Source organism: Castellaniella sp. (assembly GCF_047971665.1).
In the GTDB taxonomy this organism is placed as follows: Bacteria; Pseudomonadota; Gammaproteobacteria; order Burkholderiales; family Burkholderiaceae_B; genus Castellaniella.
The window spans coordinates 107506-131004 of record NZ_JBKEAA010000027.1 but is presented as its reverse complement, the minus strand read 5'-3'; the positions used below and the strand labels follow the sequence as shown (position 1 = coordinate 131004).

Annotated in this window: 22 protein-coding genes; all 22 read right to left on the bottom strand. The window is 65.0% G+C overall.

The features are described from left to right. Positions 1 to 29: 29 nt before the first annotated feature. The 22 genes from upp to ACK5JE_RS11070 all read right to left on the bottom strand — a co-directional run bounded on the left by upp (position 30) and on the right by ACK5JE_RS11070 (position 23481). Entirely contained in the window at positions 30 to 668 is a 639-nt protein-coding gene (gene upp / locus ACK5JE_RS11175) for a uracil phosphoribosyltransferase (RefSeq protein WP_416801782.1), read from the bottom strand. Between the two features lie 155 nt (positions 669 to 823). After that, positions 824 to 1216 carry a RidA family protein gene (locus ACK5JE_RS11170; RefSeq protein ID WP_416801781.1) on the bottom strand — a complete coding sequence of 131 codons (393 nt, stop codon included), beginning with the start codon at positions 1214 to 1216 and terminating at the stop codon, positions 824 to 826. Between the two features lie 14 nt (positions 1217 to 1230). Further along, entirely contained in the window at positions 1231 to 1662 is a 432-nt protein-coding gene (locus tag ACK5JE_RS11165) for an acyl-CoA thioesterase (protein WP_416801820.1), read from the bottom strand. 20 nt (positions 1663 to 1682) lie between these two features. Then, positions 1683 to 2855, bottom strand: coding sequence for an acyl-CoA dehydrogenase family protein (locus ACK5JE_RS11160; RefSeq protein ID WP_416801780.1), 1173 nt, complete (start codon positions 2853 to 2855; stop codon positions 1683 to 1685). A gap of 1 nt (position 2856) precedes the next feature. Beyond that, complete coding sequence (locus tag ACK5JE_RS11155) at positions 2857 to 3711, bottom strand: enoyl-CoA hydratase family protein (RefSeq protein ID WP_416801779.1); 855 nt, start codon at positions 3709 to 3711, stop codon at positions 2857 to 2859. Positions 3712 to 3806: 95 nt separating this feature from the next. Then, complete coding sequence (locus ACK5JE_RS11150; protein ID WP_416801778.1) at positions 3807 to 4580, bottom strand: SDR family NAD(P)-dependent oxidoreductase; 774 nt, start codon at positions 4578 to 4580, stop codon at positions 3807 to 3809. Next, on the bottom strand, positions 4581 to 6920 hold the full coding sequence (locus ACK5JE_RS11145) for a bifunctional salicylyl-CoA 5-hydroxylase/oxidoreductase (RefSeq protein WP_416801777.1): 2340 nt from the start codon (positions 6918 to 6920) through the stop codon (positions 4581 to 4583). A 109-nt stretch (positions 6921 to 7029) separates the two neighbouring features. Then, a complete protein-coding gene (locus ACK5JE_RS11140; protein WP_416801776.1) occupies positions 7030 to 7542 on the bottom strand; it encodes a flavin reductase in 513 nt (170 codons plus the stop codon). A gap of 120 nt (positions 7543 to 7662) precedes the next feature. Then, positions 7663 to 8403, bottom strand: a complete 741-nt coding sequence (locus ACK5JE_RS11135; RefSeq protein ID WP_416801775.1) for an SDR family NAD(P)-dependent oxidoreductase — start codon at positions 8401 to 8403, stop codon at positions 7663 to 7665. A 33-nt stretch (positions 8404 to 8436) separates the two neighbouring features. Continuing rightward, on the bottom strand, positions 8437 to 8793 hold the full coding sequence (locus ACK5JE_RS11130; protein ID WP_416801774.1) for an IacB protein: 357 nt from the start codon (positions 8791 to 8793) through the stop codon (positions 8437 to 8439). A 33-nt stretch (positions 8794 to 8826) separates the two neighbouring features. After that, positions 8827 to 9984: an acyl-CoA dehydrogenase family protein gene (locus ACK5JE_RS11125; protein WP_416801773.1), complete on the bottom strand. Its 1158-nt coding sequence runs from the start codon at positions 9982 to 9984 to the stop codon at positions 8827 to 8829. A gap of 248 nt (positions 9985 to 10232) precedes the next feature. Next, positions 10233 to 10832 (bottom strand): MarR family winged helix-turn-helix transcriptional regulator, encoded by a 600-nt coding sequence (locus ACK5JE_RS11120; protein WP_416801772.1) that lies wholly within the window; start codon positions 10830 to 10832, stop codon positions 10233 to 10235. A gap of 91 nt (positions 10833 to 10923) precedes the next feature. Continuing rightward, the gene (locus ACK5JE_RS11115) at positions 10924 to 12516 is read right to left on the bottom strand and encodes an ATP-dependent acyl-CoA ligase (protein ID WP_416801771.1); all 1593 of its coding nucleotides are present in this window, start codon (positions 12514 to 12516) and stop codon (positions 10924 to 10926) included. Beyond that, a complete protein-coding gene (locus ACK5JE_RS11110) occupies positions 12503 to 13237 on the bottom strand; it encodes an ABC transporter ATP-binding protein (protein ID WP_416801770.1) in 735 nt (244 codons plus the stop codon). Before ACK5JE_RS11110 ends, ACK5JE_RS11115 begins: the two co-directional genes overlap by 14 nt. After that, positions 13234 to 15015, bottom strand: coding sequence for an ABC transporter permease subunit (locus ACK5JE_RS11105; RefSeq protein WP_416801769.1), 1782 nt, complete (start codon positions 15013 to 15015; stop codon positions 13234 to 13236). The genes ACK5JE_RS11110 and ACK5JE_RS11105 overlap by 4 nt, the downstream gene beginning before the upstream one ends. Beyond that, positions 15012 to 16067: a branched-chain amino acid ABC transporter permease gene (locus tag ACK5JE_RS11100; RefSeq protein ID WP_416801768.1), complete on the bottom strand. Its 1056-nt coding sequence runs from the start codon at positions 16065 to 16067 to the stop codon at positions 15012 to 15014. Before ACK5JE_RS11100 ends, ACK5JE_RS11105 begins: the two co-directional genes overlap by 4 nt. A gap of 39 nt (positions 16068 to 16106) precedes the next feature. Continuing rightward, a complete protein-coding gene (locus tag ACK5JE_RS11095) occupies positions 16107 to 17303 on the bottom strand; it encodes an ABC transporter substrate-binding protein (RefSeq protein ID WP_416801767.1) in 1197 nt (398 codons plus the stop codon). Positions 17304 to 17364: 61 nt separating this feature from the next. Beyond that, positions 17365 to 18531: an ABC transporter substrate-binding protein gene (locus ACK5JE_RS11090; RefSeq protein ID WP_416801766.1), complete on the bottom strand. Its 1167-nt coding sequence runs from the start codon at positions 18529 to 18531 to the stop codon at positions 17365 to 17367. A 98-nt stretch (positions 18532 to 18629) separates the two neighbouring features. Next, a complete protein-coding gene (locus ACK5JE_RS11085; RefSeq protein ID WP_416801765.1) occupies positions 18630 to 19442 on the bottom strand; it encodes a cyclase family protein in 813 nt (270 codons plus the stop codon). 19 nt (positions 19443 to 19461) lie between these two features. Continuing rightward, positions 19462 to 20718 (bottom strand): SDR family NAD(P)-dependent oxidoreductase, encoded by a 1257-nt coding sequence (locus ACK5JE_RS11080; RefSeq protein WP_416801764.1) that lies wholly within the window; start codon positions 20716 to 20718, stop codon positions 19462 to 19464. Next, positions 20715 to 21881 carry a thiolase family protein gene (locus ACK5JE_RS11075; protein ID WP_416801763.1) on the bottom strand — a complete coding sequence of 389 codons (1167 nt, stop codon included), beginning with the start codon at positions 21879 to 21881 and terminating at the stop codon, positions 20715 to 20717. Before ACK5JE_RS11075 ends, ACK5JE_RS11080 begins: the two co-directional genes overlap by 4 nt. Positions 21882 to 21918: 37 nt before the next feature. Next, positions 21919 to 23481, bottom strand: coding sequence for an indolepyruvate oxidoreductase subunit beta family protein (locus tag ACK5JE_RS11070; protein ID WP_416801762.1), 1563 nt, complete (start codon positions 23479 to 23481; stop codon positions 21919 to 21921). Between the last annotated feature and the right edge of the window lie 18 nt (positions 23482 to 23499).

The following is a 23499-nucleotide window of genomic DNA, read 5'->3' as shown; positions in this document are numbered from 1 at the left end:
GAAGAACGAAAATCAGTCCGGCTTCTGTCTCAATCCGGCTTCTGCCGCGTCCCGAAAATCCGGTCGCCGGCATCTCCCAGGCCCGGGATGATGTAGCCATCCTCGTTCAGATGATCATCGATGGACGCCGTATAGATATGAACGTCGGGATGGGCGCGCTCGACGGCGGCGATGCCCTCGGGCGCAGCCACCAGCACCAGGGCGCGCACGGTGCGCGCGCCGGCATGCTTGAGCATATCGATGGTGGCCACCATCGACCCGCCCGTGGCCAGCATGGGATCGACGATCAGTGCCAGGCGCTGGTCCAGCTGGCCGACGAGTTTTTCCAGATAGGGCTGCGCCTGCAGGGTTTCCTCGTTGCGCGCGATGCCCACCGCGCTGACCTTGGCTCCTGGAATCAGCGTGAGCACGCCGTCCAGCATGCCGATCCCGGCACGCAGGATGGGCACCACGGTGACTTTTTTTCCGGCGAGTTTCTCGACGCCGATCTCGCCCGCCCAGCCGGCGATGCGGACCGGCTCCAGCGGCAGATCCTTGGTGGCCTCATAGGTCAGGAGAGAGCCGATTTCCTGCGCCATCTCGCGAAAATTCTTGGTGCTGAGATCGGCCCGACGCATCAGGCCCAATTTGTGACGGATCAAAGGATGGCGGATTTCATGGATGGGCATGGCGGTTCGGTTGTCGGAGACAGGTTGGCATGCAGTGTAACTCGCGGCGCGCCGGGCCCGGCGCCAGGCCCGGGTCGCCCCGACAGGATCCGGCGCGGGGCGGATGCCATGCGATGCCGCCAGACCCTTGCGGACACGGCCACGCCCGCGTGGCATCAATCGGGAACGACGGCCGTGACTTCGATCTCGACCTTGGCGCGGTGCTCGACCAGGGCGGCGACTTCGACAGCCGTCATGGCGGCATTGAAGCTGCCGATGAGTTCGCGAAACGCCTTGCCGATTTCCGGATAGGACGCCACGTACTCGTCCCTGTCGGTGATGTACCAGGTCATCCGGACGATATGCTCGGGCCGCGCACCGCCTTCGCACAGGACGTCGACGATGTTCTGCAGCGCCTGACGCACCTGACCCACCAGATCATCGGTCTGGAATTCGCCCTGCGCATCCCAGCCGATCATGCCCGCCACAAACACCATGCGGCCGCGCGCGGCCACCCCATTGGCATATCCTTTGGGCCGAGGCCAGCCTGGGGGGAGAAGGACTTGCATGAGAAATCTCCTTGTCAACGATCAAAACGCAGACGATGCGACACCGCCAGGGCGGCACGCACATCCTCGGGCAATCCGATGGCGCGATGGGTCTCCAGGTCCGTGAACACCAGCACCTGACGCGAGGCGACCCGCTCAATCCCGTCGGCGCCGGCATCCAGCGCCAGGGTCAACGACTTGCCGCCGACACGCTCGACGGCCAGACCAAAGGTCAAGGTCTCCCCCATCCGGCCAATGGCGCGAAAATCACATTCCAGATGAACGATGGGCAGACCGATGCGGCGCGGTCCCAGCAAGTCCGCATAGGAAATCCCCAGGCCGTCCGTGAACCAGTCCTCGACCAGCTGGTTGAACAGCACCAGATACTGTGGAAAGAACACGATGCCCGCCGGATCGCAGTGCGAAAAACGGATCCGGTAATCCCGCTCGAAGCGGGGGTCGGACATGGCATCGGCAACGAAGGCGGTCATCCTCGGGCCTCCGCCGGGCGCAACAACTCGCGCGCGATGATGAGCTGCTGCACCTCGGTCGCGCCTTCGTAGATGCGCAAGGCGCGAATATCCCGGTACAGATGTTCGACCGGCTGCCCGCTGACCACGCCCAGTCCGCCGAACATCTGCACGGCGGCGTCGATCACTTGCTGGGCGTTCTCGGTGGCCGTCATCTTCGCCATTGCCGCCTCGCGCGTCACCCTGCCGCCCTGATCGCGCTGCCATGCGGCCCGATAGGTCAGCAGCGCGGCGCTGTCGATCGCAGTGGCCATCTGCGCGAGCCTGGACTGTGTCAACTGGAAATCCGCCAGCACGCCGCCGAACATCCGCCGCGTGGTGGCACGCATCAGCGCCTCATCGAACGCGCGTCGGGCGAACCCCAATGCCGCAGCCGCCACGGAGGTGCGGAACACATCCAGTGTGCGCATCGCCACCTTGAACCCCTCTCCCGCCGCCCCCAGACGCCGGGCGGCCGGCACACGGCATGCGTCGAACCGCAGCCGCGCCAGAGGATGCGGCGCGATGACCTCGATGCGCTCAGCGATCTCCAGGCCCGGGGTGTCCGCGTCCACGATGAAGGCCGTGATGCCACGCGCGCCCGGCGCCTCGCCCGTGCGGGCAAAGACCACATAGAAATCGGCGATGCCGCCATTGGAAATCCAGGTTTTCTCGCCGTCGAGCACGTAATGATCCCCGTCGGCGCGCGCCCGACACGCCAGCGCCGCGACGTCCGAGCCCGCGTCCGGCTCGGACAGGGCGAATGCACTGATGGCCCCGCCCGCGGACACGGGCACGAGATAGCGTTCCCGCTGTTCGGGCGTGCCGTGCAGCGAGATCGCACCCGACCCCAGGCCCTGCATCGCAAAGGCAAAATCCGCCAGCCCCGAATGGCGGGCCAGCGTCTCGCGGATCAGGCAGACGGCCCGCGTGTCGATGACTTCGCCCATCCCGCCATGCGCCGTGCCCGCGACGGCATGGCGCAGCCACCCATCCCGTCCCAGCGCACGCACCAGCGCGCGGCAATCGGCATCCACATCCGGGCCATGCGCGGCGGCGACATGCGCGCTGGCCCAGGCATCGAGCGCCACGGCCAGATCACGATGATGCGGTTCAAAGAACGGCCATTCCAGATAGGTCAGGTCGGCCATGTCAATTCCCCTTGAACACGGGCTGCTGGCGGGCCACAAAGGCCTCGTAGGCGCGCGTGAAATCCTGGGTCAGCATGCACAGCGCCTGAGCCTGGGCCTCGGCCTCGATCGCCTGTTCGACGGTCATGGCCCACTCCTGGTGCAGCATGGTCTTGGTGATGCCGTTGGCGAAACTCGGCCCCTGGGTCAACTGCCCGGCCAGCGTCTGGGCTTCGGCCAGCAGCGAAGCGGGCTCGCACAGGCGATTGAAGAACCCCCAGCGCTCGCCTTCCGCCCCGCCCAGACTGCGGCCGGTATACAGCAGTTCGCTGGCGCGGCCCTGGCCCACGATGCGCGGCAGGATGGCGCAGGCGCCCATGTCGCAACCAGCCAGCCCGACACGGTTGAACAGGAATGCCGTCTTGCTGCGCTCCGTGCCCAGCCGCAGATCGGAAGCCATGGCGACGATGGCGCCCGCCCCCGCACAGACCCCGTCAACCGCCGCCACGATGGGCTGCGGGCAGGCGCGCATGGTCTTGACCAGTTCTCCCGTCATGCGGGTGAACATCAACAGTTCCGGCGCCTTGAGCTTCACCAGCGGGCCGATGATGTCATGCACATCGCCGCCCGAACTGAAATTGTCTCCGGCGCCCGCGACCACGACGGCCTTTACGTCATCGGCCCATTTCAACTGATGGAACAGGTCGCGCAGCTCGGCATAGCTGTCGAAGGTCAGCGGATTCTTGCGCTCGGGGCGGTTCAGTGTGATCGTCGCCACTCCCTGCTCCACCGCCCACAGGAAATGCGTGGCGCGGTAGCCTGCCATGGGGCGGCGATTGCCGGCCAGCAGCCGGGGATCCACAGCGTCATTACTCATCGGAAACTCTCCTCGTCATTGCACGCATCGCGCACCATCGGGCCAGGGCCGTTCACATGCATCAGGAAAATGGCGTGATTGCGGGCGGTCCGGCCCTACATGACTTCGCCGCCACAGACGGGGAGCGCCAGCCCGGTGGCCGCGCCGGCGCCCTCACCGCACAGCCAGGACACTGCGTCGGCGACTTCCTCGGGGGTCACCAGACGGCCCTGCGGATTGGTCTTGACGAATTCGGCGCGCACGTCCTGCGGATCACGGCCGGTTTTCGCCACCACGCGGGCCACGCCGTCGCGCACGATGTCAGTGTCGGTGTATCCGGGACAGACCGCATTCACGGTGACGCCCCGGGCCGCCAGCTCCAGAGCCAGCGAACGCGTCAGACCGATCACGCCATGCTTGGCGGCGCAATAGGCCGAAACATAGGCGTAGCCCTTCAGGCCGGCCGTGCTGGCCACATTGACGACCCGCCCCCAGCCGCCTTCCAGCATGCCGGGCAGGACAGCCTGTGTGCAGATCATCACCCCGGTCAGATTCACCGCCAGCATGCGCTGCCACAACGCGGCATCCGTCTTCAGAAAGGGTGTGCTTTCCGCCTGGCCGGCATTGTTGACCAGCACGCTCACCGGCCCGAAACGCGCCTGGGCATCGGCCAGCGCGCGGGCGACCTGCGCCGCGTCGGCCACATCGGCCGTCACGGCATGGAGCCGCCCGGGATCGCGGGCCGCCAACGCTTCGACGGGGCCGGGGCTGCGCCCCAGCACGGTCACCCGCAGACCATCGGCCACCAGACGCGAGGCGATGGCCGCGCCGATCCCGCGGCCGCCGCCGGTCACCAACGCATGGCGCCCGCCCGTTTTTGCTTCACTCATTCAGCCCACCTTTGCTGCTGCGGCCTGAGCGGCCTTCTCCCGCGCGAAATTGTTTTCCATCTGCTGTTTGGCCGCCCGGTACTGTTTGGGCCACGCGGTGCCGATATAACCGATTTTGGCGGCTTCGGTCAGCGTCCAGGCCGGGTTGGCGAGATGCGGGCGCGCCACCGCGCACAGGTCGGCGCGGCCCGCCGCCAGAATACTGTTGACGTGATCGGCCTCGCTGATCGCGCCCACCGCGATCGTGGCGATGCCCGCCTCCTGACGGATCCGGTCGGCAAACGGCGTCTGGAACATGCGTCCGTAGATCGGTTTTTCCTTTTTGCTCACCTGGCCGGAGGACACATCGATCATGTCCGCACCGGCAGCCTTGAAGGCACGGGCAATCTCCACGGCATCGGCCGACGTGATGCCACCCTCGACCCAGTCATGCGCGGAAATACGCACGGACATCGGCTTGTCCTGCGGCCAGACCGCGCGTACCGCCTCGAACATTTCCAGCGGGTAACGCAGCCGATTGGCCAACGAACCGCCATACTCGTCAGTACGCTGATTGGTCAGCGGCGAGATGAAGGACGACAGCAGGTAGCCGTGCGCGCAGTGCAGCTCCAGCCAGTCCGCACCGGCTTCGTCGGCGGCGCGCGCGGATGCCACGAACTGATCCCGGACCGCATCCATGTCGGCCCGCGTCATGGCCCGCGACACCTGGCTCACGCCTTCCAGGTACTGCTGCGGCGATGCGGAAATCAAGGGCCAGTTCCCCGCCTGCAAAGGCTGGTCGATGCCTTCCCAGGCCAGGCGCGTGGAGGCCTTGGCCCCCGCATGACCGATCTGGATGGCGAATTTGGCATCGGTGTTGTCGTGAATCCAGTCGGCGATCCGCTTGAACGCCGCCGTATGCTCGGGCTTGTACAGTCCCGGGCAGCCGGGGGTGATGCGGCCCTCCGGGCTGACGCAGGTCATTTCGGCGAACACCAGACCCGCGCCACCCTGGGCGCGTGCGCCCAGATGCACCAGATGGTAATCCCCCACCGTGCCGTCCACCGCCGAATACTGGGCCATGGGCGAGACCACAATGCGGTTCTTCAGGGTCAGGCCGCGTACCGTCCAGGGCGTGAACATGGGCGGCGTGACACGGCCGGCCTGGGCGGGCACCTGCGCCCGCTCGGCGAACCAGCGCTCGTATCCCTCCAGCCATTCCCTGTCGCGCAGGCGCAGGTTTTCGTGACTGATGCGCTGGCTGCGCGTCAGCATGGAATACATGAACTGCTCGGGTTCGAACTGGTCGCAATAGCGCTCGCCGCAGACCTCGAACCATTCCATCGCATTCCAGGCCGCATTCTGCAGCCGCAGGGTCTCGATGCGGCGGGCCTCCTGGTAGGCGGTCAGCACTTCAGGCAGGTGCGCCACGCCGTCGCCCAGCAACTGGAACTGGCGCGTCAGTTCAATGGCATCCTCGATCGCCAGCTTGGTGCCCGAACCGATTGCGAAATGGGCGGTATGCACCGCATCGCCCATCAGCACGACATGGCTGCCGTGCTTGTTCTTGAGCCACCATTGATCACACACCACGCGCTGGAAATTCAACCACGCCGCGCCACGCAGGTGACGCGCATTGGTCATCAGCGCGGCCCCCTCGAGATTGCCTTCGTTGAACAGTTTTTCGCAGAAGGCGATCGACTGCTGCTGGTCGGCCTTGTCCAGGCCGTGCGCCAGCCAGACATGCTCGGGGCATTCGACGATGAAGGTGGTGGTCTTCTCGTCGAACTTGTAGATGTGCGCCTGGAACCAGCCGTGCTCGGTCTTGCGGAAGTCGAACGTGAAGGCATCGTAGAGCTTGTTCGTGCCCAGCCAGATATAGCGATTGGGCCGCGTGACGATATCCGGCTTGAAGGTGTCGGCGTACTTGTCCCGGATCTTGGAAAAAATGCCGTCACTGGCAATGATCAGGTCCGCATCCGGATAGTCCTCATCCGAATTCACCTCGGTCTCGAAGACCAGTTCCACCCCCAGTTGCTCGCAACGCGCCTGCAGGATATTCAGCAGTTTTTTGCGCCCGATCCCCACAAAACCGTGACCGCCGGACCGGATGGTGCGCCCCTTGAAACGCAGCTCGATGTCGTCCCAGTGGTTGAAGGCCTCCTGGATCTCGTCGGCCGTTTCCCGGTCCCACTGTCGCATGTTGTCCATGGTGGCGTCGGAAAACACCACGCCCCAGCCGAACGTGTCGTAAGGCCGGTTCCGCTCGACGACGACCACCTCGTGCTGCGCATTCAGCTTCTTCATGAGAAGCGCCAGATACAGACCCGCGGGTCCACCGCCGATGCAAACGATCTTCATCTCATGTCTCCTGGAATCCGGGAATTTAATTTATTTCTATTTAATTTACTTATGAAGTAAATTCATGTCAATCAGAATTTCAAAGCCTCGACCTGAACCGGGCACCGCCTCAATTCTTGGTCGGAGGGACCAGCGGTACATCAGCGCCTACCTGGTGATAATCGCGGTTGAAATACACCAGCCCGCCCTGCGCCGCGCCGCGCCGGATATCCTGGACCTCACACAGGAAAATGCTGTGAGAACCGACCGCATTGATGGCATTGATCCGACAGTCGAAGCTGACGATGGCGCCATCGATCAGAGGACTGCCCGTGACGAGCCGGCTCCAGGGGACCCGCGCAAACCGATCCTCCATCTGGATGTTGCGATCCGCGAAGATGGCGGGCGCGTCCTTGTTCGCAGCCCCGAGCACATTGACGCACAGGACGTCGTTGCCCTGGAAGAACCGGTGCGCGAAGGATGAGCGGTTCATGCAAACCAGCAGCGTGGGGGGCTGATCCGTGACACTGCACACCGCGGTCGCGGTGAATCCGGCCATCCCGCTGGGGCCATCGGTAGTGATGATGTTGACCGCACCGGCCAGCATGGCCATTGCGTTGCGAAATGCAGCTATGTCTGCCACGGTACTCTCCTGATGATCCGTACTATAGGCCCAATGCCAGGTTGTCGGCACCGACACGGGAACCGCGACTGAAGGCTCGATCATGATTCTCTCCTATTGCGTTCCTCGGTTCCATCCACGCTAGCGCATGAAAAGACCGCCATTGACATCCCAGGTGGCGCCGTTGACAAAGTCGGCCTCGGGCGAGGCGAGCCGCACCACCTGATCAGCCACGAATTGCGCATTGCCCAGGCGCCTGACGGGAATGCCCTGCACGATCTGCGCCAGTTTGTCGGGCGGCACCAGCGCGCGCACCGAGGGCAGATCCATGGGGCCGGGCGAAACCGAGTTCACCGTCACGCCATGCGGGCCGAACTCGCGCGCGAAAACTTTGGTCAGCGTGATGATCGCCCCCTTGGAGCACGCGTAATGCGCGCCCGTGGCCGTCCCCCCGTTCTGCCCGGCCAGAGACCCCATGTTGACCAGGCGCCCATAGCCCTTGCCGACCATGTGGGCCCCCATGACCTGACAGCCGAACAGCGTCCCGCGCAGGTTGATCGACAGCACCGCGTCGAACTCTTCGGGGCCTATGTCCATCACGGGCGTGGCCTTGGTCATGGCGGCATTGTTGACCAGGACATGCAGATCGCCCCACTGCGCCAGAACGGCAGCCAGGGCCTGCTCGAAATCCGCCTTGCGCGTGACGTCGAGCTTCAGGGGCAGCACCGTCTCGCCCCGGGCGTCGATCTGCGCCGCTGCTTTCTGAGCCATGTCCAGCTGGCGGTCGGTCAGGACGACCTTGAATCCGGCGGCATGCAGGCGCTGGGCAATGATCAGGCCCAGCCCCTGCGCAGCGCCGGTGACAAGCGCAATTTGATCCATGGTATCTCTCCTGAGAACGGATCGGACCCGAGGTCAATCGATGACCAGTTCGCGGCCGATGCGGGCCTCGACCCGCATGTATTTCCACAGCTTGTGCGCTCCGTCACCCACGGGCGTGACCCGGAACAGATTGCAGGCGGCCGTCACGGTCTGGTAATCCGGCACATCGGCCAGCACATAGGTGGTCCAGGGGAACTGGACCGAAGGGCCCACCATGATCTGGTCATCATCCAGATTGCCCAGCACACGGACGCCGGGCAGATCGCGGATGCCGCGCATCATGGTGAGGAACGCCTGCCAGACATCCTTCATGTCCTGCGCGCTGCCATCCATGAAGTTCTGATTCACGCCGATGCAAAACAGCACGCGCAACGATTTCTTGTCTTCCATGTGTTTCTCCTTGAGGTGGGGCGCGGGTTGCGATCAGAGATAGCCCGGCAGAGGCGCCAGGCCGAACAGCATGGCGCCCGCGTTCTGGTAGGTGATGTCGCCCATGAAGGCGTGCTGAGTCACCATCTGGGCATCGCGCACCTGCTGGGCCAACGGACTGTTTTCATAGACACCGGTCATGCCGCTGATCATCTGGGCGCGGCGGGCCACCTCGGCTCCGACCCGCGCGGCATGGGTCGTGGACAGACGCAACATGCTGACCAGGTGGTCCTCGGGCGTACCGCCCGCCAGGAGCACTTGCCAGACATCGTCGATCGCCTCGTAGAACCAGCTGCGCGCCGCGCGCAATTCGGCCTCGATGCGCGCGACCTCCAGCTGCGCATAAATGCGCTCACCCAGATTCGGCGCGCCCGTCACGGACTTGCGGCCTTCGGCCATCTGCAGGACTTCGTTGATGGCGCCTCGTCCGATGCCCAGCGCGACCACGGCCAGGACCTGCGCCGCCAGGGCCAGGGAAGGATAGCGGAACAACGGCGTCTCCAGCGCCGAGGCGCCGCCCCGCACGAAGGTCCAGTCCTCCGGCACCACCACGCCATCGGCCACCAGATCGTTACTGCCGGTCGCCTTCAAGCCCATGACGTCCCAGTTCTGCTCGATGCGGATCTGGTCACGACGCATGACCGCCATCCGGGGCAGACCGGCATCATTCCCGTGCGTCGGAATGACGCCGACACCCACCACATCCGCGCCCATGCTGCCGCTGGAAAAATGCCAGCGACCGGACACCTTGAGACCGCCCTCGACGGCCGGCGCCTTCTGAGGAGGGAAAATCCCCCCGGCGAAGACCAGGTCCACACCGACGCTGGCATACAGCTTTTCCTGCGTCGCCACCGGCAAGGCCGAAAGATAGATGGGCCCCATGGCAAAACTGGCGACCCAGCCCGTGGAGCCGTCCGCCTCGGAAATCAGCTCGATCAGGCGGCAGAACTCGCCGGGCGAACATTCAACCCCGCCGAAACGCGCCGGCGTCAGCGAACGGTAGATGCCCAGGGCCTTGAACCGGTCGATGATTTCCTGGGGAATATGCCCCAGGGTCTCGAATTCCCGCCGACGCGCGCGGATTTCCTGCAAGAGTTCTTCCAGCTCGACCTGCGAGCGGATGCTTGCAGGCAAGGACGTGGTGTCAGTCATGTTTGTCTCCATGGATCGGGGCCTGTCGTCTTGCTGCCTGGAGGCGTCGGCATGTCGAATGACGCCGCGCCTTTTATTTCCGATTTCAATTGAATTTCGAATTAAATGCCTGAGATGCTGCGGAATGTCTTGCGGCTCCTCGCAACGCCGGAAGCATTCCTTCTTTCCATATAAATAAATCCAAAATCATATATTTAGTTGTAATGCTATTGAGCGCCATAAGGGCGATCAATAGGGAATATCCCCAATCAGGAAGATGACTTGCCGGTCTTGCGCCGAGGCGCGGACGGCGCAGGCGACACGGGCGGCGCGGCCTCGACCTCGATCCGGCGATTGGCCAGGTGTACCCGCAGATGGCCCAGGTGCTCGTACAAGGCATCCCGGCTCTCGCCCGGCAGGCCATTGAACATCTCGACCAGCCAGCGCTCATGCTCGGCCGCCATTTCCGCGAATTCGACCCGGCCCTTGTCGGTCAGCGTCACACGCCAGGACCGGCGGTCCTCCGGATTGACGATGCGGCGCACCAGCCCCTCTTTGACCAGCTGGTCGGTCAGGCCGGTCACATTGCCGCCCGTGACCATCAGGTAGCGCGACAACACGTTCATGCGCAGGCCGTCCGGATAGCGATCGAGCTGGGCCAGATAGTCGAACCGGGGCAGGCTGGTGCCGAAACGCACCCGCAGCAGATGGCGGATCTGGTGCTCGATCTGCGTGCTGCAGGCCAGCAGGCGCAACCAGATCTTGGTCTCCATGTGGTCATCGATCTGCGCACGCGCCTCCAGGCCGATGTGGTCATCGCCCAGAGACTGCACCAGACGGAAATGTTTGGTATGAGCGGTCACACGCATTCTCCTTTTTATCGCATTATCGTTCATGTCGGACTCCGCCGCCTCGTGCTGATGAACACAGCCGCCCTCAAGCATAAAGCAATCTCCCGGCTCAGGTCCGCTGCTTGCGCGCGGTCTGGGGACGCTCCCAGGTTACCGCCGATACGCCGCGCTCGCGCAGCTTGTATTTCTGGACCTTGCCGTTCTCGGTGCGCGGCAGATCCTCGAGCACGTCAATGTAGCGCGGCACCGCAAAATACGGCAGCCTGGATTCGCACCAGCTCGCCAGTCCCGGCAGATCCAGGTCCTGGCCGGGCCGCACGACCAGCGCGGCCATGACCTCGTCCTCGGCCAGGTCGGAGCCGACAGGATAAACGGCCGCCGCAGCCACGGCCGGATGGCTCAGCAGCACCTGCTCGACCTCGAAGGAAGAAATATTCTCGCCGCGCCGCCGGATGGCATCCTTGATCCGGTCCACGAAGCGGAACGCCCCGTCGGCTTCCCGCAGCACCCGGTCGCCGGTATGGAACCAGAGGTTGCGCCAGGCCTCGACGGTCTTCTCGGGCATATTGAAATACCCCGAGGCAAAGGCATAGGGTTCCTGTGCCCGCAAGAGCAACTCACCGGCCTCGCCATCGGCCACTTCGACATCGTCCTCGTCGGCCACGCGCGCCTCAAAGCCCGGCATGATCCAGCCCATGACGCCGCGCCGGGGAGAATCGGGCGCAGTGCAGATGACAAAGTTCGTCTCGGTCGAGCCATAGCCCTCGAGCAGTTGCACCCCGGTGCGCATCCGGAAGGTCTCACCCGCCTGGGCGGGAACCCCCGGTCCCAACCCGATCCGGATGCGATGCGTCCGTTCGGCGGCTCCTTCCGGCTGCGCCAGCAGGATCGGCACCATGGCGCCCAGCAGATAGACCACGGTCGCGCCACAGGTATGCATCGACGCCCAGAAGCCCGACGCCGAGAATTTGGATTCGAAAACGACCTCGCAGCCGGCCAGCGCGGCCTGCGCATAGGTATTGAGGGCATTGACATGGAACAGGGGCAGCGTCGTGCACAGGACATCATCTTGCGTCACCCCCAGGACGCGCAAGGTGTTCACGCCCCACCAGTAATAATGCGCATGCGGGCAGAGCACCCCCTTGGACGGTCCCGTCGTCCCCGAGGTATAGAGGATGGCGAGCGTGTCGCCCGGTCCCACCGCCTCGGCCTCCAGCGCCGGTCCATCGGACGGCCAGGGGCCGGACGGGACTTCGCCGATCGCGCCCGCCGCGGCGGCGCCATCCAGCACCCAGATCTGCCTCAACGAGGTCTTGCCCAGATCGGCGGTTGCCAGCCGCTCGAGATATTGCGCCTCGATGACCAGCAGCCTGGTCTGACTATTGGCCAGAAAATACTCGATCTGAGGCCCTCGGGAAGCCGTATTGATCGGCACGGCAACCGCCCCCGACCAGCCGCAGCCGAGGAAGGCCTCGAGGACCTCTGCCCGGTTCGAGCTCATGATCGCCACGCGATCGCCACGCCCCACCCCGGCCGCGCGCAATGCGCCCGCCCGCCGCGCGGCGATCGGCGCCACATCCGCATGCGTCCAGCGGACCTCGCCCAGTCTCAAGGCCGGCCGCTCACCGAACAGCGCCGCCTGGCGCGCCAGCATCCTGGGCACAGTTCGTTGTTCGGGCGGCAATCCTTCATGCATCGTCATCGGTTCCTCCTCCCAGATAGGTGGCACGCACCCGCGCATCCTCGGCCAGCACCGATGAATCACCCGACAGGGCGATTTCCCCGGTTTCCAGCACATAACCAAAGTCGGAGCTTTCGAGCGCAGCCCGGGCATTCTGCTCGACCAGCAGGATCGACACGCCATCCTGGCGCAACGCACGCACGATCGCCAGGATTTCCTGCACGATCAGCGGCGCCAGGCCCAGGCTTGGCTCATCGAGCATCAGCAGGCGCGGCGCCGACATCAGCGCGCGGCCGACCGCCAGCATCTGGCGCTCGCCTCCGGACAGGGTATCGGCGCGCTGCGCATGCCGTTCTTGCAACCGGGGAAAGCGCGCATACACGGAATCCAGCCGATCCCGCAAGGCCTGCGGCCGCAGCCGGCGCGAATATGCCCCGAGCTGCAGGTTGTCCAGCACCGAGAGTTCTCCGAACAGCTCCCGCGTCTCGGGCACCAGGCACAAGCCGCGCTCGACACGCGCTTCGACGTCCAGGTCGCTCAGGTTTTCGCCGCCGAAACGCAAGGTGCCCTGCGAGGGCAGCAGCCCCATCACCGCGGACAGCAGCGTCGTCTTGCCGGCGCCATTGGGACCGATGACCGAGACGATCTGTCCGGGTTGCAGGTCGATCGAGACGCCTCGCACCGCTTCCACCCGTCCATACGAGACCCGCAGGTCTCCGATTTCCAGCATCGGCGCACTCATGCGGTTCCTCCCAGATAGGCGGCCTGCACCCGTTCGTCGGCGCGCACGGCCGCCGGCACGCCCTCGACCAGCTTGGAGCCGAAATTCATCACCACCAGCCGGTCCACCAGATTCATGACGAAATCCATGTCATGTTCCACGATCAGGATGGTCATGCCGTCATCGCGCAGCTTGCGCAGCAGATTGCCCAACGCGATTTTTTCCTGACGCCGCAAGCCCGCGGCAGGCTCATCGAGCACCAGCAGCACGGGATCGGAAGCCAGCGCGCGGGCGATCTCCAGGATGCGCTGGGTCCCCAGCGGCAGGCTGCCGGCCATCTCGTGAGCGCGTTCGCCCAGATCGATCCGGTCGAGCTGACGGCTCGCCTCGAGCATGATCCGGCGCTCTTCCTCCCGGTCCAGGCGCAGCCCGGCGCGCAGGATGCTGGGCCGCGTCCTGGCATGAACCCCCAGCGCCACGTTGTCGAGCAGGCTCATGTATGGCCGCAGCTTGACGTGCTGGAAGGTCCGCCCCAGTCCCAGGCGGGCGATCTCGAGCTGGCGCAGGCCGGACACGTCGCGATCCAGGAACCGGACCCGGCCCGACGTCATGGGCAGCGTGCCGGTCAGCAGGTTGAACATGGTCGACTTGCCTGCGCCGTTGGGGCCGATCAGGCCCAGGATCTCGCCCGCATTCAGTTCGAAGCTGACATCGTTGACGGCCACCAGACCGCCAAAACGCTTGACCGCCCCCTGCACCGAAAGGATCGGGGTCCCCCGGGCCGGCATGACCCGATTCGGCAGCGGCCGGGCCGGCGCGGCATGCACGGGCGCTGGCCGGCTGGCCTCATGACGACGGCGCCAGCGCCGCACAAAGGACATCAGCCCCCCGCGGGCAAAATGCAGCAAGGCGATGAACAGCGCGGAGAACACAATGGCATCAAGCTGCCCTGCCCGCTGAGTGAACCACGGCAGCACATCCTGCAACACGTTCTTGAGGATCAATACCAGACCGGATCCGCCCAGGGCGCCCGCCAGACTGCCCAGACCGCCGGCCACCGCCATCAACAGATACTCGATACTGGCATGCACACTGAACGGCGAGGGACTGACGAACCGGTTCATGTGCGCATACAGCCAGCCCGCCAGGCCGGCCAGCAATGCCGCCATGACGAACAGTGAAAGCCGCAGCCGGTAGGCGTCCGCGCCGACACTGGCAAGCAGCGTCGCCCCGCCGCGCAACCCCCGGATGGCGCGCCCCGGACGGGAATCGAGCAGATTGCGGCTGAACAGCAGCGCCAGACCCACCACAACCCAGACGAGGTAGTACATGGCCTGCGGCTCCATCAGCGACCAGCCGCCCAGTTCCAGGGGCGGGATGCCCGAGAGACCGGTATGACGGCCCAGGGCCTCGAGATTGCCGAACAGCATGGAGATCGACAGGCCCCAGGCAATCGTCGACAGGGCCAGAAAATGCCCGCCCAGACGCAACGTCAGCATGCCGATGGCCAGCGCGGACAGTCCCGTCAGGAGCAGCGCGAACGGCAGGCCCAGCCAGGGCGACATCCCCTGGGCCGTCGTCAGCCAGGCGCTGGCATAGGCAGCGATGCCCACAAAGGCGGCCTGGCCGAACGAAGTCGCGCCCCCCACACCGGTCAGCAGGACCAGCCCGAGCGCCACCAGGGCGCCGATGCCGATCTCGTTGAGCAGCGAGACGGTGAAGGTCCCCACAAACTGGGGAATGAGGAGGAACACGACGATCAGCGCCGCGATCAGGATTCTGGAGGCGAACGGTTTCATTGATCGATCTCCTCGAGTTCCTCCTCGTTGTGGCTCGCCAGATAGGAGCGCACCATCAGCACGGGGATCAGCAGACTGAACACGATCACGTCCTTGAGAGCACCGCTCCAGAAGGACGCGAAACTCTCAAAAATACCGACGGCCAGAGCGCCCAGGGCGGTGGCCGGATAACTCACCAGTCCACCGATGATGGCGGCCACGAAGGCCTTCAGGCCGATGAGAAAGCCGGAGTCGTAGTACATGGTGGTGACGGGCGCGATCAGGATGCCGATCAATCCCGCCAGCAGAGACGAATAACCGTAGGCCAGCATGGCCGTGCGGGCGGGGCGGATGCCCACCAGCCGCGCGCCGACGCGGTTGATCGCCGTTGCGCGCAGCGCCTTGCCCATCGCCGTCCGCTCGAAAGCGAGGTAGAACAGTCCGCTGAGCACGATTGCCGTCGCCACCATGAGCGCCACCTGGCCACTGACCTCGATGCCGTCACTGATCGGAAGCGATCCCGCTGCCAGGGGGGTGGTGCGGGTGCCCTCGGGACCGAAAAACAGCAGACCCAGGCCGGAAAGCAGGAAACTCAGGGCCAGGGAAACGATCAACAGCACCAGCACGGAAGCATCGGCGATGGGCTGAAACACCACCCGCGCCAGCAACGGCGCCATCGGCACCACCAGCAACACCGACGCAATGACCTGAATGGGTGTCGGCGCCCCGGCGCTTGCGACCCCCCAGGCAATCAGGCAGGGGATCAGGGGCAACACACCCCACATCAGCAAGGCGCGGGGCATGCGACGTCCTTCGCCCTTGCGCACCAGGCTCGCCAGTTCCGTCAGCAGCGCCGCAATCGTCAGAAAAACCACCAGACCGATCGTGGGAGGCACCCGGCCCGCCTCGAAAGCGGCCAGACTCAACGCGGCAAAGGCGGCGATGTCCCCGAATGGCACGAACACGACCCGCGTGACCGAAAAGACCAGCACCAGCCCCAGCCCTGCGAGCAGATAGATGGCACCGTTGGCCAGGCCGTCGATGCCCAGAATGAGCACGATATCCCATGTCATGATGTCAGATTCCTTCGTTGCATCGCCACAGACCGCTGATCACTGGCTCGCCGGGGGCGACTGAACAGCCAGCTTCCATTGCCCGCCCGTCATGCGGACAATGACGACTGAACGCTCATCCAGGCCATAGCGGCTGTCGGGCCTGAAGCTGTAGATGCCGTGGGTCCCCACCAGCTCCCGGGTCGATACGATGGCGTCCTTGAGCGCCTGCCGATATTCCGGCGTCCCCGGTTGCGCACCGCCCTGCACCCGCGAGACGGCATCCGCCAACACGAGATAAGCATCATGGGTATAGGCCGAGAACGCATCCGTCGGCGGCGCGCCATACAGCTTCTGATAGGTGGCGCGAAAAGCCATCGAGACTTCGCGGATCGGATCATCGGCCGGCAACTGCTCGGCGACCAGCACGGGGCCGCTTGGCACCTCAAGCCCCTCGATCGCCTCCCCGCCCACCCGGACGAAATCGGCATTGATCAGGCCGTGCGTACCATAGAGCCGTCCGGCATAACGGCGGTGCGCGAGTTCCAGATAGGGCAACGCACCCGGTGTCCCGCTGTTGCCCGCGAAGACAGCATCCGGCCGTTTGCTGATCATCCTCAGTACCTGTCCGGCGACTGACATGTCTCCACGCGCGTAGCGCTCATTGGCAACAACCTCGATGTCCAGTTCTTTCGCGCTGCGGACCAGCGAGTCATAGGCCAGATCGCCCAGGGCATCCGAAAAGCCGATAAATGCGACCGTCCTGACCCCCTCGGCCTTCATTCGCCCGGCGACGGCGGCCACCATCAACGGGAACGGCTGCGAAGCCGACACGGTCCAGTCATGTCCCGGTCCAGGCAGAGAAACAGGCGTCGGAGAAATGAGCGGCGTCTTCAATTCCTGAGCGACAGCGGCAATGGCCATCGCGCCGGGCACCCCCGACGTACCGATCAACACATCCACCTTGTCCTCATTGATCAGCTTGCGCGCATTGCGGGCGGCGGTGGCCGGATCGGACGCATCATCCAGGACAATGACCTCGACTTTATGTCCCGCCACCGCGGGCATCCGGGCATGGGCGACGCGCACCCCTTTTTCATAAGGGATGCCCAGCGCCGAGACCGGCCCGGTCAGTGAACTGATCACGCCGATCTTCAGGTCGGCGCCCCAGGCGACGAACGACAGGCAGGATGCGCCGATGAGGATCAGCCAGCGCCATGCGCGTGATGCCGCAAATATTTCCTGAAACAAGGCCATACGTCTCTCCAAGTGCCGGCCGCAGACCGCCACCGGCTGGCGCCGGTGGCGGAATCATGACTCAGGGAACCAGCTTCCACTGTCCTTTCACGAGCTGGACCACCACGCGGGAACGCTCGTCCGTGCCGTAGGTCGTGTCGGGCTTGAAGTTGTAGACCGCATGCGTGCCCACCAGCTCCTTCGTGCTGTTGATCGCATCGCGCAACGCCAGGCGGAACTCGGGTGTGCCCGGCTCGGCCTTGGCAGAGGCGCGCCTGGCCGCATCCAGGAAGATCAGCCAGGCATCGAAGGAATAGGCGGAAAAGGCATCCGCCGCCGGTTCGCCATTGGCCTTCTGGTAGGCATCCCGGTAGGCCATCGCCACCTTGCGGATCGGATTGCTCTCAGGCAACTGCTCGGCCACGATGACAGGCCCGGTCGGCGCCAGCAAGCCCTCGACGGAACTGCGCGCCACATTGATGAAGGCCGGATTGATCAGGGCGTGAGTGCCGTAGAGCTTGCCCTTGTAGCCGCGATCGGCCAGCGCCAGGTACGGCAGCGCGCCCGGCGTGCCCGAATTGCCGGTGATCACTGCATCGGGACGCTTGGCGACGATCTTCAGCACCTGGCCCGCCACGGAAGTGTCGCTGCGCGCATAGCGTTCATTGGTCATGACCTTGATGCCCGCCGCAGGCGTCGTCTTCTCCAGCGCCTCATAGACCTGATCGCCCCAGGCGTCCGAGAAACCGATGTAGCCCAGCGTCTTGACGCCGGATTTCTTCATGTGATCGACCACGGCGCTGATCATCAGACCGGCGGGCTGGGGGACCGTCACGACCCACTCGGCTTCAGGTCCCGTCAGGGCGGCATGCGCAATCGAGATCAACGGGGTCTTGGACTCCCGGGCCACTGCGGCGATCGCCAGCGCGCCGGGCGAGCCGGCCGTGCCGATGATGACATCGACCTTGTCCTCCTCGATCAGCTTGCGGGCGTTGCGCGCCGCCGTGCTGGGGTCCGAGGCGTCATCGAGCTGAATGAGCTCGACCTTCCTGCCGTTGATCTCGGACTGGTAGGTCTGCGCTGCCTTGATGCCCTTTTCGTAGGGAATGCCCAGCGAGGAAACCGGACCCACCAGCGAGGTGATGAATCCGACCTTGTAATCGGCTGCCTGCGCCGATGGCATGGCGGCCATCAGCGCGGTGACCGAAACGGTAGCGGCCAGGCCGCGTAGAGAGCGAAAAGACTTCATCACGGACTCCTCCAAAAAGGACCATAATTTTGATCCATATAAAATTTACTTATGAATCATAAGCATGGGGTACCGGACATCCGGCGGAGGCGCCTGCTTCAGGCGTCCGCGACCAGTGCCAGCACCCGCAGAGGGCTGCCACTGCCTTTTTCGATTTTCAGCGGCGGGCAGATCAGCACAGCGCCAACCGGCGGCAGCAGATCCAGATTGCACAGGCACTGCAAGCCATAACGCCCCGCCCCGTGCATCAGGTAGTGACAGGGATAAGGCGGGCGCAGATGGTAGCCTTGCCCGGCATCGGTGCCGATCGCCTCGGAACCGAATCCCAGCACATCGCGCTGCTCGATCAGAAAGCGCACAGCCTCGGCGCTGGGCCCGGGCGTATGCTGGCCGGTTTCGTCATAATTCTGGTATTGGGCGGGATCGGTCCGCTTGGACCAGTCGGTCCGCATCAATACCCACGAGCCCGCCGGGATGCGGCCGTGCGCGGACTCCCACGTTTCGATGTCCTGAAGGGTCAACAGATAATCGGGATCATCCTTGACCTGCGGCGAGCAATCGAGCACGCAGGCCGGCGCGATGAAATGCCGCACCGGGATGGTATCGACCGAGTTGTTGGGCAGGTCGCGTCCCGAGATCCAATGAATGGGCGCATCGAAGTGCGTCCCGGTATGCTCCCCGCAGGAAAAATTGTTCCAGTACCAGCCAGGCCCGCGCTCATCGTATTTCGAGACCTCCTCGATACGAAAAGGCCAGCACTGGCCGAATTCCGGCGGCAGAGCGATCTGCGGAAACTCGGGCGTCAGCGTCTGGGTGAGATCGACGACGCGGATGCCGCCCCCCAGCAGGGCCTGGGCGAGCCCCATCAGGGTCTGGGCGCCCGTCGTCGGATCAGTGTGGGATGATGTCATGTCTTGCGTCTCCGGGCCTTCAGGCGCCACGATTCATCGAGAGTTCACGTTCCAGGACCTTGGGGTTGTCGCGCCAGCGCTGCAACCACTCCTGCGCCACTTCGCCGGGATAGACGTCCTCGATCCCCTCCTTCAGGGCCTTGACGATGGCGCTGGCCAGGGACTCCGGACTCAGTTTGGGCGGCGGCATGTTCTGGTTCCATTCATCATCGACCGGTCCCGGGTAGACATTGATGACACGGATGCCCGCCGGCGTCATTTCCGCCCGCAGACATTGCGCCAGGGAATGCGCCGCCGCCTTGCTGGCGCTGTAGGTGCCCTGGGCGGGAAAATTCGACAGGGCATAGATCGACAGGAGATTGACCCAGGCGATGGCGCTGGCCGTGCCATCGGCCGAGCGCCCCTTCAGCGCAGGACCGAACCCCTGGGCAAGCCGCAGCAGACCCAGATAATTGATATCCATCTCGGCCCGCGCAACATCGGTGCCGCGCCGCGAGGCGATGCCATGCGTCCGGTGCACCTCGGCATTGTTGATGACGATATCCACCTTGCCGCCGATGGAACCGGCCTGCTCGAAAATACTGCGGCTGTCGCTCAGATCGAGGGGCACCAGCGACACCTGCGGCAAGGCGGCGATATCCTCCAGACCGCCGAACTGTTTCCAGGGCTCGGCATGCCCCACCCAGACCAGATCGGCGCCGGCCGCCACCATGGCCCGCACGATGGCCTGGCCCACGAGGGATTTGCCATCGGTCACCAGCACCTTGCGGAACTTGGGGTCGCACCCCATCTCACGCAGCATCGGATCATCTGCCATGTTCGCACTTCCTTCCATCGGGAATCCAATCAAGACGGCCTGCCCGGCGCGATCGAGCCGCGCCCCGACGCGCACCCGCTGCGGCGCAGGCCCGACATCGCCGTGCACATGCACCATGAGGGTCGGCCCGGCATCCAGGCGCACAAAGCCCAGCCGCCAGGGCAGGCGTTCACGGAAGAACAGATCATTGCTGTGATGCAACGTCGTCTCCGTGAGCAACTCGCCCCCGCCGCTTTGTTCGCGCCAGGTCAGCCTGCCGGACAGGCATTTGTGGCAAGCGGCGCGGGGGGGATACTGCAAGGTGCCGCAGGCCTCGCAGACCTGCAGCTCGAAGCGGCCTTCGGCCGCCGCCGCCGTCATGCCCAAGGCCACCCGGCCTCGCGCCCAGGGGGGCAGATTCATCTGCCGGGTCCGGAACACCGGATTCTTGCGTGGGGGCCGCATCAAAGGCATGGTCATCGGCTGCTCCCCAGAATCACCGCGCCCGTGCATAGGCACCGGTCATAGGTCACCATGCCGAAGCCCGCCACCAGCCCCAGCTGCGCCTGCGCGACGGCGCGATCGCCGGCCTGGCCCGTCAGCTGACGGATCGTTTCCGTAAGCCCCATGAATCCTCCTGCCGCGCCCGGCTGGCCGGCCGACAGTTGGCCGCCACTGGTATTGTTGGGGAAACTGCCCTCCACCGTCAGGGTGTGGGAACGCACGAACGCCGGCCCTTCGCCTTTTTCGCAGAATCCCAGATCCTCGAACTGCATCATCACGATGACGGGATAGTCATCGTAGGATTGCAGCAGATCGATATCGTCTGGCCGCACGCCGGCCTGCGCGTAAAGATCATCCCGGTCCCTGCGCCAGCCGCCACACACCATGACCGGATCATCGGAAAACGCGTTGTGGCGCTCGATGGCGCCCCGCACCAGCACGTGATCGAGCCCCAGGTCGCGCGCGCGCTGCTGCTTCATCACCAGAAAGGCCTCGGCGCCGGCGCAAGGCATGACGCAATCGAACAGGTGCAGCGGATCGGCGATCGGGCGCGCCGCCATGTACTGATCCAGCGTCAACGGCTTTTTGAACAGGGCATTGGGGTTGCGCAGCGCGTTCTCGCGCTGGGCCACGGCGATGCGCCCGAAATCCTCGCGCCGGGCGCCGAACTTGCGCATATAGTGCGCCGTGATCATGGCGAAAACGGAATTTGGTCCGCCCGATCCATACGGATAGGTCGCATCCCGGGCGAAATCACTGAACGCCCCGAGCGTCTGGCGGAATGAATCCACATGGTTGGTATCGGCCGCCACGCAGGCCACGATATCGGCATCGCCCACCTGAACCGCCCGGGCCGCCCGCCGCAGGCACATGACGCCGGACGCGCCGCCGGTGGGAATATGATCGAGCCAGCGCGGCGACAGGCCCAGGTGCTGGGTGACGCCCACGGCCGTATCGGGGGCCAGCGAAAAGCTCGACAGGCACAGCCCATCGATCTGATCCTTGTCCACACCGCTTCGCGTCACCAGCCCGAGCACGGCCTGGCCGATGAACCAGTGCGCGCCTTCGTTCGAAAAGCGCTGATAGGGCACGGTGACCGGCACAGCCACAGCAACGTCGTCATACCCCAGGCGTGCCATCAGGAATTCCTCCTAGCCATGCACAATTGCTTGAGAATCAGGTGAACAGCCCGTCGACCGGGAATCCCCGCCGCACCAGCGTGTCACGCAGAAAACGGCCATGCTCATCGGCCAGGGCCGCATTGCGGATCTCACGCAGGATGGCGGGCGCCAGCGCCTTGGCATGCTGGTCGAGCACCGTCATGATGACCTCGAAATTGCGCAGCCCCCGCTCGTGCGTGTCGCTGTAGCCTCGCACCAGCGTCTGGCACTTGGCCGCCTCCAGCGCCAGGCGCGGATCGATGGCCGCCGCTGTGCGCAGGCGCTGCAACCAGGCCTCGATACGCGTCGTCTCGATGGCGTAGCGCAAGGTCACGCGTCGCCAGCGGCCCCATTGCGCCAGCCCATACAGCAGGAGAAACCCGCTGAGCGAGCTGGTGGTGACCACCCGGCCCTCGCGCGTGAATCGGGCCACGAGCCGATGCACGGCATGCGGCCTGGACAGCCAGCGCCCCAGGCCCGCAGGCAGCGTTTCGCAGATTTCCTCGATCCGCGGATGCATGTATTCGGAGATCGACAGCACCTGCTCTTCGGTGGAATGCACCTCATCGCGAACCCGCTGAAAGCGGGTTCCGCGAATCTTGAGGTCCGCCACCCGGATGGTGTCCTCGTAGGTCATCCACAGCGCGAGATGGCGCGCCACTTCGCGCATCATCTCGATATCGTCGCCGCCGGGCGCCGCCCGCTGGGCATCCAGCCGGTCGAGGTACAGGCGACCGTAGGCCGGGTCCTGGTAATCCACACAGCGGCGGATCCCCTCGATCACGATGGGCTGGATGTCCGCGGGATAGCCACGGGCATGTTCGACCAGCCGGGCCACCTTGGGATGACGCGGGGCCACCGAGGCCGGATCCGGCAGCGCGGATTTTGCATCGCCGCCATCCTGCTGCCCGCCCTCCCGGGCGCGCACCGTCGGGCGCGAGACTTCGCTCTGCGTGAGCCGCGCCTGATCAAACGCATCGGCAAAGGCCGCCAGGCTGGACTTGACGCCCACGCCGCCCCGCTCGATGGTGGCCTCGAACTGCGACCGGTTGAAAGGCAGGACCCCCGCGCCGCTGAGCGCGCCGAACAGCACGGCGCTGACCACGCTGCCGTTGCGCTCGGCGGTCGCGGCCATATCGAACATCACCAGCCGCCGGGCGGCCCGGCGAATCTGCCGATAGAGCGTCTCGCTGTCGACCCGGCCGTCGCCCGCATGGGACTTTTCGGCAATCGCATAGACCCGGTGGGTGGATCCGATCAGGGTGGTGCGGTCTTGCGTGACCAGCCCGCGCTGGACGGCCCGCCCGGCTTCCATGAGCTCGGAGGCCAGGATGATGTCCACATCCCCCGGCATGGGCGACTGCGCCAGCACCGGCAGACGGGCATCTGGCTGATCCGCCCCTGGAAACAGCTCGACGTAATAGATGGTGGCGCCGGTACGCTGCGCCACGCCGGGCACGGACGTGGTCTGGGCGAACCAGCCGTTTTCCTCGCCCATGTCGACGATCCAGTCGGCCAGCACACCACCGCCCTCGCCGCCCATGGCCAGAATCGCAATCTTGATCGGTTCAGCATACATGATGGATCACCCCAACAA